We start from the raw sequence: 1,102 nt of genomic DNA, 5'->3' as shown, positions 1-1,102 counted from the left end.
GTGCGGTGCGACCCGGTCGTGGCCGGGCGGCGCGAGGCGGCCCGCGGCGACCGGGTGCCCGGCATGGCCGCGAAGCAGGCCGACGTCGTCCACCAGGGCGTCGCCTACGACCTGGAGGTGGACACCACGCGCACCGCCTCGCCGGACTGTGCGCTGACCATCGCCGCACACCTGAGATCATCACGGGGTGACCGAGCAGACTGACGACTCCCTGACCCCGCCCCGCGCCGTCCTCGTCGGGATCGTCGGCGGAGCGTTCTCCGGTCTGTTCGGCCTCGGCGGCGGCATCGTGATGGTGCCGCTCCTGACCTCGCTCGGCGGGCTGACGCAGCGCCGCGCGAGCGCCTACTCGCTGGCGGCGATCCTTCCGGCGGCGATCGTTGGGTCCATCCCGTACCTGACGCACGAGGCGGTCGACCTCGTCTCCGCCGGGCTGCTCGTCGTCGGCTCCGTGGTCGGTGCGGCCTACGGCGCGCGGCTGCTCGCGCGCGTGCCCGAGACTCTGCTGCGCTGGCTGTTCGTCGGGGTGCTGGTGGCGGGCATCGTGCGGTCCCTGCTCGACGCGTTCGCCGACCCGCCGCTGGTCGACACCGCGCAGGGCGTCCCCAGCCTGCTCGACGGCGCGGGGATGGTGGGGCTCGGCCTGGTCATGGGCATCGCGTCGGGCCTGCTCGGCATCGGCGGCGGCCAGATCGCCGTGCCGGGACTGTCCGCGCTGTTCGACTTCGCCCCCGCGCTCGCCAAGGGGACGTCGCTGGTCGCGATGATCCCGACCGCCGTCTCCGGGACCTGGGTCAACGCGCGCAACGGCCTGGTGCGCCTCAGGACGGCGGCGATCATCGGCCTGGTCGCGTCGGTGTTCTCGTTCGGCGGCGCGAGCCTGTCGGTGGTGCTGCCCGACAACGTGGCCTCGATCGCCTTCGCCGCACTGCTCGTGTTCGCCCTGACCCAGCAGGTCCGCAAGGCGCTGGAGAAGCGCTAGCCAAGTGTGGTCGGTAGTTCCGGGTGGTCGGCAGAATGTCAGGTGGTCGGCAGCTCGGAATACCGACCACCTGACATTCTGCCGACCACCCCGAACTACCGACCAGCCAGCCCGGCCAGC

Annotated in this window: 2 protein-coding genes; both read left to right on the top strand. The window is 72.5% G+C overall.

Annotated features, from left to right (window positions below; all coding sequences use genetic code 11):
* Nucleotides 1-204: phosphotransferase-like protein (locus PROKR_RS07480; RefSeq protein WP_036961440.1), on the top strand; the 204-nt coding region annotated here is incomplete at its 5' end.
* Nucleotides 188-982: a sulfite exporter TauE/SafE family protein gene (locus PROKR_RS07475; RefSeq protein ID WP_051432763.1), complete on the top strand. Its 795-nt coding sequence runs from the start codon at nucleotides 188-190 to the stop codon at nucleotides 980-982. The genes PROKR_RS07480 and PROKR_RS07475, both read left to right, overlap by 17 nt.
* Nucleotides 983-1,102 lie beyond the last annotated feature (120 nt).

Source organism: Promicromonospora kroppenstedtii DSM 19349 (genome assembly GCF_000515355.1).
Taxonomy (GTDB): Bacteria; Actinomycetota; Actinomycetes; order Actinomycetales; family Cellulomonadaceae; genus Promicromonospora; species Promicromonospora kroppenstedtii.
This window is presented reverse-complemented; position numbering and strand designations above follow the sequence as displayed.